This window comes from Leuconostoc suionicum (genome assembly GCF_001891125.1).
In the GTDB taxonomy this organism is placed as follows: domain Bacteria; phylum Bacillota; class Bacilli; order Lactobacillales; family Lactobacillaceae; genus Leuconostoc; species Leuconostoc suionicum.
The window spans coordinates 771,969-787,978 of sequence record NZ_CP015247.1; the positions used below are offsets into that span (position 1 = coordinate 771,969).

14 protein-coding genes are annotated in these 16,010 nt (G+C 35.7%); 10 read left to right on the forward strand and 4 right to left on the reverse strand.

Annotated elements, in window-relative coordinates:
* The first annotated feature begins 108 nt into the window (after positions 1-108).
* Complete coding sequence (locus A6B45_RS03940; protein ID WP_072613440.1) at positions 109-1,383, forward strand: chloride channel protein; 1,275 nt, start codon at positions 109-111, stop codon at positions 1,381-1,383.
* Between the two features lie 75 nt (positions 1,384-1,458).
* Here A6B45_RS03940 and A6B45_RS03945 read toward each other — a convergent pair whose 3' ends face one another.
* Together A6B45_RS03945 and kdsA are read right to left on the reverse strand one after the other, a co-directional pair.
* The gene (locus A6B45_RS03945) at positions 1,459-2,415 is read right to left on the reverse strand and encodes a KpsF/GutQ family sugar-phosphate isomerase (RefSeq protein ID WP_072613441.1); all 957 of its coding nucleotides are present in this window, start codon (positions 2,413-2,415) and stop codon (positions 1,459-1,461) included.
* A complete protein-coding gene (gene kdsA / locus A6B45_RS03950) occupies positions 2,399-3,250 on the reverse strand; it encodes a 3-deoxy-8-phosphooctulonate synthase (protein WP_072613442.1) in 852 nt (283 codons plus the stop codon). Before kdsA ends, A6B45_RS03945 begins: the two co-directional genes overlap by 17 nt.
* Positions 3,251-3,507: 257 nt before the next feature.
* Between kdsA and A6B45_RS03955 the strand changes: the two genes are divergently transcribed.
* The 5 genes from A6B45_RS03955 to A6B45_RS03975 all read left to right on the forward strand — a co-directional run bounded on the left by A6B45_RS03955 (position 3,508) and on the right by A6B45_RS03975 (position 7,992).
* The gene (locus A6B45_RS03955) at positions 3,508-3,957 is read left to right on the forward strand and encodes a Fur family transcriptional regulator (protein WP_072613443.1); all 450 of its coding nucleotides are present in this window, start codon (positions 3,508-3,510) and stop codon (positions 3,955-3,957) included.
* 231 nt (positions 3,958-4,188) lie between these two features.
* Positions 4,189-5,079, forward strand: coding sequence for a metal ABC transporter solute-binding protein (locus A6B45_RS03960; RefSeq protein WP_072613444.1), 891 nt, complete (start codon positions 4,189-4,191; stop codon positions 5,077-5,079).
* 7 nt (positions 5,080-5,086) lie between these two features.
* On the forward strand, positions 5,087-5,773 hold the full coding sequence (locus A6B45_RS03965; RefSeq protein WP_072613445.1) for an ATP-binding cassette domain-containing protein: 687 nt from the start codon (positions 5,087-5,089) through the stop codon (positions 5,771-5,773).
* Complete coding sequence (locus tag A6B45_RS03970) at positions 5,766-6,566, forward strand: metal ABC transporter permease (RefSeq protein WP_072613446.1); 801 nt, start codon at positions 5,766-5,768, stop codon at positions 6,564-6,566. The genes A6B45_RS03965 and A6B45_RS03970 overlap by 8 nt, the downstream gene beginning before the upstream one ends.
* A gap of 94 nt (positions 6,567-6,660) precedes the next feature.
* On the forward strand, positions 6,661-7,992 hold the full coding sequence (locus A6B45_RS03975; RefSeq protein ID WP_072613447.1) for a dihydrolipoyl dehydrogenase family protein: 1,332 nt from the start codon (positions 6,661-6,663) through the stop codon (positions 7,990-7,992).
* 76 nt (positions 7,993-8,068) lie between these two features.
* Here the strand turns inward: A6B45_RS03975 and A6B45_RS03980 are convergent, their stop codons facing one another.
* Positions 8,069-9,742, reverse strand: a complete 1,674-nt coding sequence (locus A6B45_RS03980) for a hypothetical protein (protein WP_227005784.1) — start codon at positions 9,740-9,742, stop codon at positions 8,069-8,071.
* A 194-nt stretch (positions 9,743-9,936) separates the two neighbouring features.
* Between A6B45_RS03980 and A6B45_RS03985 the strand changes: the two genes are divergently transcribed.
* The 4 genes from A6B45_RS03985 to A6B45_RS04000 all read left to right on the forward strand — a co-directional run bounded on the left by A6B45_RS03985 (position 9,937) and on the right by A6B45_RS04000 (position 15,339).
* On the forward strand, positions 9,937-11,637 hold the full coding sequence (locus tag A6B45_RS03985; protein WP_072613448.1) for a hypothetical protein: 1,701 nt from the start codon (positions 9,937-9,939) through the stop codon (positions 11,635-11,637).
* Between the two features lie 519 nt (positions 11,638-12,156).
* A complete protein-coding gene (locus A6B45_RS03990) occupies positions 12,157-13,569 on the forward strand; it encodes a cryptochrome/photolyase family protein (RefSeq protein ID WP_072613449.1) in 1,413 nt (470 codons plus the stop codon).
* 26 nt (positions 13,570-13,595) lie between these two features.
* Positions 13,596-14,642 (forward strand): ABC transporter permease, encoded by a 1,047-nt coding sequence (locus tag A6B45_RS03995; protein WP_072613450.1) that lies wholly within the window; start codon positions 13,596-13,598, stop codon positions 14,640-14,642.
* 4 nt (positions 14,643-14,646) lie between these two features.
* Complete coding sequence (locus A6B45_RS04000) at positions 14,647-15,339, forward strand: ABC transporter ATP-binding protein (RefSeq protein WP_072613451.1); 693 nt, start codon at positions 14,647-14,649, stop codon at positions 15,337-15,339.
* A 47-nt stretch (positions 15,340-15,386) separates the two neighbouring features.
* Here the strand turns inward: A6B45_RS04000 and A6B45_RS04005 are convergent, their stop codons facing one another.
* Positions 15,387-15,932, reverse strand: a complete 546-nt coding sequence (locus A6B45_RS04005; protein ID WP_072613452.1) for a TetR/AcrR family transcriptional regulator — start codon at positions 15,930-15,932, stop codon at positions 15,387-15,389.
* Positions 15,933-16,010: the final 78 nt, after the last annotated feature.

The following is a 16,010-nucleotide window of genomic DNA, read 5'->3' on the forward strand; positions in this document are numbered from 1 at the left end:
GGCCATTACGATAAGTAATTTGTTGTAGGGGCCATCTTTTTTTGTTTAGTTATTATATAATAGTGAGGTAATTCAATATTTATCAGAGAGATAGGGTGAGTGCTTGTTATGAAAAACACATTGCAGAAAAACAACGTTAAATCTGATCAGAGTAAACATCAGTTAATGATTTTAATTGGTGAAACAGTTCTGATTGGCATTGTCGTTGGCCTCAGTTCTCTTTTTTTAGGGCTTTTATTAGAGTATGTTGAACAATTATTTTTGGGCTATGAAGAAACTGTTCGGCAACCAGCTCCTACCGGAACAGTACCTGTCCGCCGATTATTTTCAGTGTTTATCGGTAGTGTGATTGCTGCTGTTATTTGGTGGTTTTTAAGAACAAAGACAAAACCAACGGTGGGCATTACTAAAGCATTGTCGGGCGAGAAGATGCCTTTTTGGCAAACTATCCTTCATGTCATGACACAAATATTTTATGTAGGTACTGGTGGTTCAGTGGGACGTGAGCTCGCTCCACGAGAAGCCGGCGCTATGCTTGCCCAAAAAGTAGCATCTGCGTTTGAAAAATTGAACCTGCCTCAGTTATCTAGTGATGATCGTAAATTACTAATTGCATCAGCCGCAGGCGCTGGTTTTGCAGGAATATACATTGCGCCAATAACTGGAATGTTTTTTTGTACTGAAATTTTATTAAAAAAAATGACGGTACGTACAGTTGCTGTCAGCTTAAGTATGTCAACGATTGCAATGCTTATTGGGTCAATTGCCAAAGGATTTAAGCCATATTACTTAGTTGGGGACGCAAAATTGTCAGTAGCCACTTTGCTGGTGGTGTTAGTGATTGCACCATTATGTGGTATTGCTGGGGCATTATTTCGAAAGTTATGCCAATGGGCAGAAAAAAATCAAACACGCAAGAATAACATTCTGTGGCAATTGCCTGCGATGGGATTGACCACGGGACTGATTTCCATAATATTTCCAGAAGTGATGGGAAATGGTCGGTCATTAGCACAAGTGGCTATCAACAGCGCAGGATTTCTTTCTGTCAGTTTATTGCTATTGGGTGCTTTAACAAAAATGGTGGTTACCGTATTGACTATTCGATTTGGTGCTGCTGGAGGGACTTTGACCCCCGCAATTGCCATCGGGTCAGTCCTAGGAGCATTTATTGGTAGTCTTTTATTTTATTTGGTTCCAGGTATTCCAATGTGGGAAGTAGCTATACTAGGTGCTGCCACGTTACTTGCCGCCTCACAACAAGCACCGTTAATGGCCTTATTTATGATATTTGAAATTTGTCATTTGAATTATGCAATGTTATTACCACTCGGTCTGGGCGTTTTAATATCAATTGTTGTCTCGCGAAAAGTATTGAGTTAGTTCAACTGATTTTATATATGTTTATATCAAAAAAGACTGGAGGTTTTTCCAGTCTTTTTTGGTACAAAGCAAATATCATTCCAGTACATCATGAATGGTGACCACACCGACAACTTTTTTATCCTTATCCAAAACAACCAAGTTGGAAATATTATAGTTGGCCATTTTTCTCCAGGCTTCACGATTTCTTTTGTTTTCACTAATGCTAATGAAACCTTGTGTCATGTAATCTTTTGCTGTTGATCCTTTGACTTTACTGATATTGAGGAATTTTTTTCGAATATCGCCATCAGTAATAATACCAATCACATTTTCTTGTTCATCTTTGACTAAGGTAATACCAATCCCGTAGTCACTGATACGGTAGATTACCTCATTGATTGAAGTGTCGACATGAACATAAGGAATCTTAGTGTGCATTGAGTTTTTAACGTTTTGAAGCAAAATTTTTCCAATGGAGCCGCCAGGATGGTACATTGCGAAGCTTTCGCGATCAAACTCTTTGGCAGTTTCGATGGCAACTAGCAAAGCATCTCCCATGACAAGTGTGGCTGTGGTTGAACTAGTTGGAGCTAACTTTGTGATATCGGCTTCTTCAGCAACATCAATTGAGAGCACAATATCTGTATTTTTTGCGAGAGTCGAATCTTCAGAACCTGTCAAGGCAATAGTTGCTAATTCGTTGTTATGGATATTTTGTAGCGCTGACAGGGCTTGGAGTACTTCTTGTGTTTCACCACTGTTGGATATGAATATAACAACGTCATCAGATGATACACGTCCCAAATCACCATGATAAGCTGTTCCTGCATCAATATAGAAACTTGCCAAGCCTACTGAAGAAAATGAAGCAGCAATTTTATCAGCGATGATACCAGATTTTCCAATGCCGATAAATATAACGCGACCCTTGGTAGATAAAATTTTATCTACTGCTTCATCAAATGATTTACCCAGTGAACTTTTGACGCGATTCAGTGCTTCTATCTCAGCATCAAATGTTTTCTTTGCGTCTTCATAATAAACCTTCATGATCATAAACCGCCTTCATCTTGAGATTTTGATGGAAGAGGTCGTTAGCTACCTCTAAGATTGGACGTATTTTGGAAAGATACAATTGACTATCCTGATCAGAAATAGCCTTTGGGGGGGTGGGATGTACTTCTGCAAAGATGCCAGCGACACCAATCGTTAAGGCTGCGCGCATCAATGGGAATGCATAATCTCTATTACCACCCGAATGGTTACCATAACCACTAGGTATTTGGATAGAGTGAGTAGCATCGTAGATGATAGGAAAATTGGTCTCGCGCATTTGAATCAGACTGGTCATATCAACTACGAGCTGATGATAACCAAACATACTACCACGCTCAGTAACTAAAATATGTTTGTTGGTTTCTTCAACCTTATGCACAGCACTTTGAATATCTTCTGGTGCCATGAATTGAGCTTTTTTAATATTAACAACACGACCAGTTTTGGCAGCGGCAATTAAGAGGTCAGTTTGTCGGCTTAAATAGGCAGGAATCTGTAATACATCAGCGACCTTTGCGACTGGTTCGCATTGGTAAGATTCGTGAACATCAGTAACGATAGGGACATTGTAAGTCTCTTTTATTTTTTTCAGAATTTCAAGGCCATGAGCCATTCCTGCACCACGATCAGATTCAAGTGAACTACGATTGGCCTTATCGAATGATGATTTGAAAACAAAGTTGATACCCAATTCGTCAGTAATTTCTTTTAATTTTTCGGCAACCTCAGCACATGTTTCATATGATTCAATTGCGCATGGACCAGCTAACAGCGTTAGCTTATCATCCGAAAAATTGTACTCTTGGAAAACTTCACTAATTTTTGTCATAATATATCTCCTTATCATAGATACAAACGATGCACATATCTTTGCTGTATGTGCCACGAGCCCAAGTATTGAGTGAAGATGCCTTGGTAAACTTATTGTAGCATTTTTGAATTTAGAAGTAGTAAAAAAAGACTTTTCAAGTTTTAAGGAAACAAACGAGAACGACTGCCGCTTTGGAACAAAGCAGTGGACTAAATAATAATTATGAGAGATAATAATTGTTAAGTAAATTTGATGAATAATGAAAGTGTAATACTATGACAGACGAAGAGACACAATACAAAAAAGGGTTGAATATCTTACAAAATAGCGAATTTCGTGTAACGAAACAACGCAAAGATCTCCTCAAATACTTATCAAAATTTGAATCACAATACGTCTCAGTGACTGATGTCGATAACTTTATGCAACAACTGTATCCTAATGTTAGCCATACAACAACTTATCGTAACATCAAAGAATTCTCTGAGCTGGGCATCGTTGAACAACGTTCTGAAAATGGTCAGCTGAATGTCAAGTTCCAATGTGACTTTGTTTCGCCACAACATGGCCACTTTTTTTGTCAAAATTGTCACCGGGTGATAAAAATAGATTCAAGTTTGTCTCCTGCATTAAAAGAATCATTGAAAGAATTTTTGGTATTAAACATAAAATTGGAATTGTTTGGTTTGTGTGACCGGTGTCAGCAAAATAGCAAAACAGCATGACATTAAGTTACCTTATTTATAAAAAAGCAACTATATTTTTACAATATAGTTGCTTTTTTTCTTTTAAAGTAATCATTACTTTTTGTTGACTTTAATAGTAATGATTACTATAATAAGAAAGAAATATTTTTAACATTAATAGAGAGAAGGCAGTTCTTATGTTTCAAACTTAAACAAAACGTTTATCTCAACATAAATTTTAGAATAGATGAGAAAGTAGGAAATAGAATTATGAAACAAAAGTATTTTTTTGGTAGTGTGATTGGCGTTGTTTTAGCGCTTTTCGTATTTGTTGTTGCTAACGGCACAGTGAGAGCTGATACAAAAAATATCCAAGTAGTTTCCTCAGTTGATTTCTATGGTGAAGCAGCTGAAAAAGTATTGGGTCAGTATGGTACAGTTAAATCGGTCATTACGAACCCTAATGTTGATCCACATGACTATGAACCAAGCGCCAAAGTTGCTACAGAAGTTTCCAAGGCTGATTTAGTTGTATACAATGGCATTGGTTATGACTCTTGGATGACTAAGCTAGCAAAAAATGCAAATGTTAAATCTGTTCGAGTTGGTGAAGATATTTTAGGTAAGAAAAATGGTGATAATCCTCACCTATGGTATCAAAGCCAAACCATGCCTAAACTCGCAAACTACTTGGCTGACAAGTTTTCAAAAATAGATCCTAAACATAAGGCTGCTTTTAAAGCAAATGCTAAAAAATATATTGCGAGCTTGGAGCCTATTCAAACAAAAATAAAAGAATTAAAAAAGAATTCAGATAATAAGTTAGTTGATGTAAGTGAACCGGTTTTTGATTACGCTTTGGAAGAGCTAGGGTATTCTGAAAACAATACACACTTTTCTAAGTCTGTTGAAGATGGTACAGACCCATCACCCAAAGATATCAAGGCAATGCAAGATGATATTAAAAATAAAAAAATCAGCTTCTTTGTTCAAAACACGCAAGCAACTGACAAAACAGTTGGGCAGTTAGTAAAGTTAGCAAAGAAACATAATGTACCGGTATTAAATGTTACTGAAACAATGCCTAAGGGTAAAAACTACAAACAATGGATGTTGAGTCAGTATAAGCAGTTAGAAAAAATCCAAAAATCAGAACAGTAGTTATCATATGATTGAGAAAATTTTAGAAGTTAAACAGTTGGATGTTGAAGTGCCAGGAAGTCTATTAATTCGGCAACTTTCTTTTTCAACCTACTCAGGGGCATTATTATGCATCACCGGCGATAACGGGGTTGGCAAGACAACTCTAATTAATTATTTACTAAAGGCAGCAAGAGACAAAAATAGTTATCAATCAGAAATTCATTTGCACATTAAATTTGATGACATTCAATTAGTACCACAATTTAGAGATATTGATGCGGAGTATCCGCTAAGCGTAAAGGATTTTATAGTGTTGAATTTGACTCATCCTCTGACGCCTTGGCTAACTCCCTCAGAAAAGAAACACTTAGAAAAAATTATATCTGTAACTAATTTAAACGAGATTAAGAATCGTGCTTTAGGTCGTGTTTCAGGTGGCGAAAAGCAGCGTGCCTATTTGGCACAAGCATTAATGGCCAATCCGAAGATGTTAATTTTAGATGAAAGCACCTCTAATTTGGATTATGAATCGCGGATTGATCTTTTGAAACTAGTTAAAAAAGTTATTGCACAAGAACAGTTAGCTGTTATTTTCATTACACATGATCCGGAGTTGGTTAGTTTGTTTGGTGATTATGAACTGCACATTAGTAATCACCACGGTGAAATGAACGAATTGCGCTCTTCCTCAGAAGGGGGTACGCATGTTTAATTATCCGTTTATGCAGTATGCGTTCATAGCAAGTTTTTTTATATCAATTATTTGTGCAGTTGTTGGTGTTTTCGTTGTGGCACGCAAAACATCCTTTTATGTACATACTTTATCTGAAATTAGTTTTTCAGGTGCAAGTTTTGCTATTTTTGCTGGGATATCACCCATTGGGGGCATGCTATTATTTACGATACTAAGTTCAATATTTGTTTCTCTCGCAGGTAACCGGTTGAGCCAACGGGAATCTTCTATTAGTGTTTTTTCAGCTATATTCATTGGATTGGGTGTTTTATTTTTGTCTCTGTCCAATAAGCAGTCTAGTTATGCCACTAACATTTTATTTGGTAGTATTGTTGGTATTAGCCAAGAAAATCTATACGAGCTATTAGTTTTAATTATCGTTATTTTATTAATCACGCTATTAATGTATCGAAAACTCAAGTATATATCTTTTGATACAATCGGTTCTGATTTGAATGCTAAAGGTACCGTCTGGATTTCTTTACTATTCTTAATATTAGTGGCATGTACTGTCAGTGTGACCGCGCAAATTGTTGGATCATTATTGATATTTTCTTTGTTAACGGTTCCTGCATCATCTGCCAAGTACATTGTTAGGTCTGTCCATCATATGATATTGCTTTCGTTTGTGTTTGCATTGTTTGGCACCTGGATGGGATTGTACTTGAGCTATATTAGTAATTGGCCTGTGAGTTTCTTTATCACCATTATTGAAGGTGCTATTTATTGTCTATCCTTGTTATATTATAAAATAAATACGTTACATCGTTAATCATTGAGCGAGTATATTGTTTGCCATAAATATTTGCCTGAACTATAATTGCCATAACTGATATAGGAAGAGCCCTAAAATTGGAGGAAATTTTATGACACAGCAATACGATTATGATGTTTTATATTTGGGAAGTGGGCATGGTACGTTTGATGGGGCAGTTCCACTTGCTCAATCAGGGGTCAAGGTCGGTATTATCGAAAAAGATTTGATTGGTGGTACATGTCCAAACTATGGTTGTAACGCTAAAATTACACTCGATGCTCCAGTTACTTTACTTCGTGAATCAGAGCGTTTCTCGGGCGTCGTTGCGGGTAACTTGAAAATCAATTGGAAAGAAAGTGTTGCGCACAAGCAAGAAGTAATTGATGAGTTGCCAGGGATGATTGGTGGACTTATTAAGAGTTCAGGGATTGATATTATTCAAGGATCAGGTGTTTTTCAAGATAATCACACTATTCTAGTAGATGGTCAGCCAAAAACAGCTGACAAAATTGTCATTTCAACTGGCTTGCGTCCACATAGGCTTGACATTCCTGGTAGTGAGTTGGCCCATGATAGCCGTGAGTTTATGGATTTAACTGAATTACCCGACAAGATTGCTATTATAGGATCTGGCTACATTAGCATGGAGTTTGTAACAATTGCCAATGCTGCTGGTTCTGACGTCACGGTGCTGATGCACGGGGACAAAGCGCTTAAAGAATTTTATCAGCCATATGTCAACAAAGTAATTGATGACCTTAAGGAACGTGGCGTAAAGTTTGTTAAAAATGCTAAGGTTTCAAGTTTTGAAAAATCGGGTGATCAAGTTATTGTGAATTATGGTGACGATCAATCATTATCAGTTGGATGGGTGTTAGATGCGACTGGTCGCATCCCCAATACCGACAACCTAGGGTTAGCAAAGATCGGCGTGAACTATAATGAAAAAGGTGTGGTTGTTAATGAGTATTTGCAAACTAATATTGATAACATATACGCATCAGGTGATGTTATTGATAAAACACAACCTAAATTGACGCCAACAGCAATATTTGAATCAACTTATTTGTTTAAGCGTTTTTCTGGGCAAAGCAGAGAACCTATCACATATCCTGTGATTCCATCAGTTGTATTTACATCTCCTAGAATTGCTAAAGTTGGAGTAACTGTTGAAGAGGCAAAAGAGAACAATTATCAAATTGAAGAGAATAATTTGGTTGGTGATTGGTATCGTAAAGTGAACAAGGAAACAATTAGTGAGAACACCTTAATTTTTGATGATGAACATCGATTGCTTGGTGCAACAGAAGTCAGTGAGCAAGCAGAAAATGTTATCAACACATTGCTGCCAGTTGTTGAATTTAAGTTTAACAAAGCAGAAATTGCTCGACTAATTCACTTGTTCCCTTCAATCAGCGCCTCTACCTGGGATTTGTTATAAGATAGTAGCAGCTTAAGCCTTTTATGGTGTTGCGACCATAAAATAAAAAAGTATAATAAAAAACGCCAAAAAGATATTATTTATCGTTTTGGCGCTTTTTATTTTTTCTTGCAAAACTGTTTGAGTTTGCAAATGTTAGTTTCCCGATACTGTATACTATCGTCAATAGACTGATCAGCATCGTGAAATAATTACTGATATTTACTGTAACCGTGATTTTTAAACGGTTCAGACCCTTAGGGATTTTTAATTTAAGAGCGTGGCCGTTTGCAAGCTTTACTTTTTTGTGATTTAAAGTAACATTGTAATGAATGCCTGAGTATACAGCAATCGGTAGAGAATAGTATCCTTCCTTTGCCGTAGTGATCATGTACTCAGCACTATTATATGTTTGCGATTTTATTTTCAGGGAAGAAACACTTGCATTTTGTAAAGCAGTTATCCTAGATTGCAATTGATGCTTATTGTTTGCGGGTAAATAATCAATGCCTATTGCGCTATTTTTAATGGTTTGGTCATAGTTGTCTCTAGTTAGCCAAAACCGGTAACCATCTTTCGTGGTTTTGTTGTGATAAGTGTGAACTGCATTTAAACTGACTGCAACCAAAGCTAAAGTAATCACAAAATTAATGTCTGTGTACTTTAAAGGATACTGGTCAAAATAATACATAACACTGACGGCTAGCAATAGGGAAGAAATGAACAATAGCCGCCCCAAAAATTGAATCATATTGATAGGTGTGCCGACAAGGTTTTGCCAAGGTAACCAGTCAAAAGTGCTAAAAAATACAATAATTGTTGCAAGTGTCCAATGGCGCCATAAGCCAGATTTATTTGTAAACAACATAATCATTAGGAAAAACAATAAGAAGGTGTTGATTGGTCCTATGTTAAAGCTAGCGGAACGTTCAATGATACTATTATCAAGGAGAGCTTGCCAGTATTTTGTTGCATTTAACGGTACTAATTTTGGTGTTGGGCTCATTAATAAATTGGAGGATAGCAGTGACCCGATGTTAGTAAGCGTATAAAAAGCCGATAAAATCGCTAGAACAGCGGCTTTGATATAATTAATGACTTCTTTTCGTGTTAATTGATGACGTACAATTCTGATAAAACAGAAAATGGCAATCATGATTGTTACAATAATTAAAGAAAGAATGTGACTGTTGGCGATGGCGCCCATACCGAATCCTAAGTATAGCCAACCATTTGTTAAGTTATGCCATATTTTGAGACACCCCAGCAGAACTAGGGGTAAAAAAGCATAAGCCAGTGCTTCTCCAAGTGCATTACGAGAATAAAGGACAGCCATGTGATAAGAACTAAATTGGTATATTGCTATGCCAAGTATTTGAATCCATCTTTTATGTGTTATAAACTTAGCTAGTAGGAAAACGTTAAAAATTGTTAAAAAGTTTAAAACGATAAATCCGACCATTAACGCAACTATCGGATTACTGAACAATAATTTGGGGATGATAAAAATAGTGCTGGTTATCCAAGGATACATACCGTTCATGGCAAGCCCAGTATGGTGAAGTCCAATAAAATTTACAAGGGGAGGTAAAGAACCATGGCTAAGTGCTTGTGTTATAGCGTCGTAGCGTGCCAAGTGAATATTACCATCGTAGCTCAATTTAAATGTGTTGTTGGTAAAAGCGGGTAACGTCGATAAGAGCGATGAGAAAAAGATAATGACAAAAATAATGAAGTGATGCAACCATACTGGGGAATGACGTCTTAACATGATAAATCCTTTTTTAGTTCGTTTTAAACTGATTTATACCTACCATAATAAAAACAAGGTTAAATAGCAACTATAAAAAGAATAAAATGTCATTATATATAAATATGTTTAAAATTAATGTTCATTTTATGTTAAAACGATAGTATTTTTCTGGCGTCTAATCTTAGCCAAGTAATACATAAATAGGGGAAGTTATGTCAACAATTTTACAACAGGTTAAAAAACTATGGCCAATCGCCATTCTACTACTGTCGTCAATACTGCTTTTAATACCATTCTTCTTAAACCATGCAATGATTATTGGATCAGATGCTATTTTTCATTTTAATCGTTTGTATGATACGGCTATGCAGATAAAGCATGGGAACTTTCAATATTTTATTTCCATGTATGGATTTCAATCTTCTGGTCGAATTGTCAATGCCTTGTATGGACCATTTATGGCCTACATTCAAGGGCTGATTGTATTAATTAGTCCCTCCTGGTTTGGTTATCAGGTGATTTCAAATGGCATTTTGTATTTTTTGTCTGGCTTGTCCTTGTATCTTCTTTTAAAAAAAGCTGGTGTACAGCTTGTATATAGAATACCCTTGAGTATTTTGTATATGACCACATACTCGGTTCAGTATTGGACATTACGACAAGGATTTTCGAGTTGGGGAGCAGCATTATTTCCACTCTGCCTTATACCGCTAATCGACCTAATTGAAAAAAAGACGCTTCATCCAATCCAAACGGCTATAAGTATCGGCGTCATGTGTCAAATTCATATGTTGTCAGCTTTTTTGCTTGTGTTTGTGTATGCTTGCTTTTTCTTAACAGCTTTTTTTACTAATAGCAAGCACACTAAAATTAAGCTGTTTAAACAGCTAGGATTAGCCATTGTTATCTTCGGTTTTCTAGTATTAAATGTACTCTATAGTTTTATTGCAATTTACAGTGAAAATAATATTGCTCAACCATTTGTTAATAAATGGATGGCAGAAACAACTATTTTTAAAGGTAGTAGTTATTGGCTATTTTATCCGCCCATTTTAATGATTATTGTGCTTTTTGCTCTATGGACAATTTGTAAGCATTGGAAAAAAGAGTCGCAATTATTGAAAGTAACAGCGGTTACCAGCGGATTTTTGTTTATTTTATGTACAAATTTATTTCCGTGGAAATTATTGAATAATGCCCATAATCAATTAATTGAGACAATTCAATTTCCGTTTCGTTTTTTTGTACCTTTCACAGTTTTGCTACTCCTAGCAGTTGGTTTGCTTTTGGAAAAGTGGCATACTAGATCAGTTGTTTTTGGGCTCATCAGCTATGGATTATTGCTATTGTCGTTGTTTCAAACAGGCATTTCAACTAACAATGCCTTGAATGTGTGGCACCAAACTGAATCCTTTTTAAACTCTTCTGTTCATACGTATTTTACGTCTGAAAATACCAGTGAAATCAAGAAATCCTTTTTCATAAAAGACAAAGCACAAGCCTTACAATATGTGGTAAAGTCCACACCTGATTACTTGCCGGTGAAAACAGTTAAGTGCAAAGATAAATACTCGCTTTATCATCATCAAGTTATTAACAAACAAAAATACTTCCATAAGTCTGTCAAAGGCAATAAGTTGGTAGTCACATGGGAAGGCAGAAGCGTTAAGAATATTCAGGTTCCGATTATAAAGTATACAGATACTATCTTGCGATTGAATCAAAAAATACTGCACACAAATATCAAACTCAGTCGAATAGGAACGCCAATCATCAAACAAAGAAAGGGTCATAATGAATTAGTTGTTTCTTATCGTAGTGATCGTCTGTTAGATACGATACTCATATTTAATTTTATAAGTTGGTTAATTGTATTTTATATGAATTACAAGTTCAAATTTTTGAACAAGTGATGATTAACTAAGAAAAGTCTGTTCCCATTAAAGGAATAGGCTTTTCTTAATTTGTAGTAGCGTATTGGTCTAATTCGTTTAAATATAATTCTTTCTGTTCGGTACTAATCCAAGCAAAAGAATTAAAGAGGGGGCAAGATGTCAAAACGATTCCTTTTTTAATAACTAAGTTTAGGTCTTCGACGAGGTTGGTACCTTAGCCGACTCGATTGATTGCCATGATTTCAAGTGCTTGGGGGATATGGTCGATGGAACCCTTCTGATTAATATCATAGTTGTCATTGTGTTGTACTTCATTTGCTGTATTGTTCGTAAGTTATTGATATGTTTTATTTTAATATGCTGATTGAAAATGGTGATAAAAATCATTAACTGTTTAATTTATTATTGTTCGTTTATTAGCGATAAACGCTTTAATAGTTTATTATTTACTAATTTGATACAATGCACTATAGGCAACCTTTATGGTATTTTGCCACAATTATTTGTGGTAATAAAGAAAGAAGCAGGGGGAATACAATGGTATCTGTTATGTGGTTTCGCAGAGATCTTAGATTAGAAGATAATATTGCATTATTTAATGCATTGCGCCATAGTAATGAAATTTTTTGTGTGTTTCATATCAATCCGGAGCAAGTGACAGAAAAGAGTACTGTCAATCAGAGTGCTTTTTTTGCGAGTGTCTTGTATTTTAAAAACAAACTCAAAAAACAAGGCATTATTTTAAACATAATGTATGGTGATATTAATGACTGTTTTACTTCTTTAAAACAGAAGTTGCCAGATTGGCATGACATCTTTTTTAATTTTGATGAAAGAGGTTTTGGGAGAAATAGGGATCAAAAAAGTGTAGCCTTTTTTGAGGATAAGTTAAAAGTTAAAGCACACCCTTATATTGATTATAATCTACACGGTGCCACCGAAGTAAAAAAGGATTCAGGGGAAGGCTACAAAGTATTTACCCCCTACTTTAAAAGGTGGATACGCCACGAAAAGCCGGCACCTGTAAGCTATGTGATTGATAAACGAATCAAAAGCGCCCGACTACTTTTTCCAGAAAATGAACAGCTGCTAGAAACATTTATTGACGATCGTTTTTCTTTTATAAAAAAAGATTTAGGTAGTGAGGCGGCCAAAAAGGTGCTCAATCGATTCATCAACGAAGGCTTAGACCAGTATGATGAGGAAAGAGACTTTCCGGCAAACGACAGCACAAGCCATTTGTCGCGATATTTGCGGACTGGAGAAATATCAATTCGAACAGTTTGGCGAGCAATCAATCAGTCTCCTGATAGTAATGGCAAAATCACGTTTATGAAAGAGCTTTGTTGGCGTGACTTCTACAACATGATTTATGTGATGTACCCGAATCAAAACGTTGAATCAATTAATAAGGATTTTCGACATGTTGATTGGATAAATAATGAACAGCAATTTGAAGCATGGCGAACAGGCCAAACTGGTTTTCCAATTGTAGATGCTGCTATGCGGCAATTAAATGAGACTGGATGGATGCATAATCGTTTAAGGATGATTGTCGCTTCATTTTTGACTAAAGATTTACTCATTGATTGGCGGTGGGGAGAGGCATACTTTCATCATAAATTGCTAGATTATGATGCGGCAAGCAATATTGGCGGTTGGCAGTGGGCTGCTTCTACGGGAACAGATAGTGTTCCTTATTTTCGAATATTTAATCCTACTTTACAATCAAAAAAATTTGATCCAAATGGATTATTCATTAAAAAATATGTGCCAGAACTAAAGAATGTGGACAACAAAATGATCCATGAACCAGGAAAACTCTCGGACTCGGAACAGACACGATTTAATGTTCGAATAGGGCAGAACTATCCTTCTCCGATTGTGGATCATTCTTACGCAAGAAAACGCGCAATTAGCATTTATGAGAGCAGTAAAGATGTTAATTAAACAGTTAGAGAGGTAGGAGGCACATCATGTTTTTGGCATTAAGAGAAATCAGACATGAGAAATTACGTTACAGTTTAATTGTTACGCTAATACTTTTTATTAGCTATTTAGTTTTTATTCTAAATGGTCTTGCTACGGGCTTGTCTGATTTAAACAAGTCGGCAATTACGCAATGGCAGGCATCAAAGATACTATTAGATAAAGATGCTGAAGGACGGTTGACGCAGTCATTTTTGGATAGTGATGATCAAAAGAAGGTTAGTGGGCAAGGAACTGCAATTAGCCAGTATAGCACACTAGTTAAGAACAGCCATGCTGATAAAACTAATGCACAAATTTTGGCAATCAAAAGCGATGGTTTTATCTATAAAAACATAAAAATCACATCTGGGCATCGTTTTACTGGAGATAATACGGCAACCGTTTCTGATGAATTAAACAAATCAGGATTTAAAATTGGGGATGAGATTACTGTAGCTAACAGTGACGAGAAGTTGAAGATTGTTGGCTTTACTTCGAATGCATCATTGAACGTGGCTCCGGTTATTTATACGTCTTTCCAAACTTTAAAGAAAATTAACCAGGCACCCGTCAACGCGTTAGTTTTTAACAAAAAAATCACAGGCGACACTCATTTTAAGAACAGCAAGTTATACACAATAAAGAGTTTTATTGAAAAATTGCCAGGGTATCAAGCACAACAATTAACCTTTAAATTTATGATTGGCTTTCTCTTTGTGATTGTTTTGATTGTTATTTCAATATTTTTGTATATTTTAACAATTCAAAAATTACCTAATTTTGGTGTTATGAAAGCACAAGGTATTTCTACTAAATATCTGGTATTAAACACGCTCACACAAACATTTTTGATGGCGGTGGTGGGTATCGGATTGGCAATTATTTTTACGATTATAACTTCGTATGTTCTCCCTAGCGAGGTACCAATAGCCATTTCAACCACGCAAGTGATTGCCACAAGTTTTGGTATTTTGATTATGTCGTTACTTGGGTCCTTATTACCAATCAGGCAAATCATTAAAGTAGATCCATTTGAAATGATTGGAGGTTAATACTATGGCGCGTTTAGAGTTTGAAAATGTTAGTAAAAAATATGGCACCGGAACAAGTGAATTTTTGGCGTTAGATAATGTTAATTTCAGTGCTGACTCCCGGCAATTAATATTAGTGGTTGGTCCTTCAGGTTCTGGGAAAACAACCTTTTTAACAATTGCTGGTGGATTACAATCTCCCACAGCCGGTACGGTGAAAATTAACGATGAAATAATAGGCGAGTTATCGAAAAAAGAGCAGTCTGATCTCCGATTAAATACGGTAGGGTTTATTTTGCAATCTTATAACCTAGTGCCTTACTTAACGGTTAATGAGCAATTTGAACTAGTAGATAGAGTGAAAAAACAACATTTATCTCATGAAGAGTTTCGCACTGTTTTAAAAACATTGGCTATCGAGGACTTGGGAGCAAAGTACCCTAACGAACTTTCTGGTGGTCAAAGACAACGTGTTGCTATTGCGCGGGCCCTGTATGCTGATCCGGAATATATTTTAGCCGATGAACCAACTGCTTCATTGGATACAGCCCGGTCCAAAGAAGTTATGTCGCTATTACGTGAATTAGCCCATAAGAATGATAAAACCATTATTGTGGTGACCCATGATTTACGCTTGAAGGAAGAGGTGGATAAAGTTTATCAAATTATTGATGGCAAAATGTCCAAAATTGATGATGGTAAATTCAGTAAGATATAGTAAAAACCTACGTGGTTCACGTAGGTTTTTTATTAGAGAAGGAAAAATTAAGATTGATAACACCATTTGTTGAAATAAGATGTGAGTGTCTTAGGCGACTCTTTCATATCATTTTTTATCCAATGTCTGATCATGCCAACTACTCCGTTCAATGTATACTCGTATAGAAATTGTTTTTCACTCATTGATAGTGTGTCATCGTCTGGAACAAGCTGGTTAAAAAACTTCTGTTTTGTGGTAGATAAAATATTTGCTAAAAAGTCTTGATCTTCAGTCAAAATAAAATTGAAAACTTTGTTGTTTTTTTCAACTAGTTCAAATATAGCTTGTAATAAAACTTCCACAGAATCAGTTTGCTTATCATTTTCGAGTATAGAAAAAAGTTCATTGGCAGTTTCTTTTTCCATATGATTCATGCAATCAGCAACATCAACAAAGTGAGCATAAAATGTCCCTCGATTAATGTCTGCAGTTTTACAAATATCAGTCACTGATATACTATTGATATTCTTATCGCGCATCAGATAGATTAACGCGTCTTGTATATTTTTTCTAGTTAACTGTGCACGTCTATTATTTTTGGTACCAACCATTTTATTTCTCCGATTCATTAGTAAGAAATACTATCAATATATTATAGCAATAAATATTAACCATTTGATATGAAATTA